A 253-nucleotide genomic window follows, 5' to 3' on the forward strand; every position below is an offset into this window, starting at 1 on the left:
ACCAGCCGGTTCAGCGTAGCGTTCTGGGCGTTGGAGCTGAGCAGCCGGTCAAGCGCCAGCGGGGTGGCGCCGATCGCCTCGTAGAGTTTCGCTTCCGGCGCGGTGAGGCCGGCGGCGAGGCGATCCGGCACGCCGGTGCGCACGGCAAAACGCCCGTCCATGCGGCCGGGATTGGGCGCGCGCAGCTGCCGCTCCAGCTCGGCGGTGACCGCCTCGCCATGCGCCAAGCCGGCCAGCGCCAGCGGCACCAGGC

Annotated in this window: 1 pseudogene; it reads right to left on the minus strand. The window is 73.9% G+C overall.

Going from position 1 to position 253, the window contains the following annotated elements:
• Window positions 1–253: pseudogene (locus tag EOA79_RS32535) on the minus strand (hydantoinase/oxoprolinase family protein); the annotation flags it as partial.

The sequence above is a fragment of the Mesorhizobium sp. M1A.F.Ca.IN.020.03.2.1 genome (assembly GCF_004023205.1).
In the GTDB taxonomy this organism is placed as follows: domain Bacteria; phylum Pseudomonadota; class Alphaproteobacteria; order Rhizobiales; family Rhizobiaceae; genus Mesorhizobium.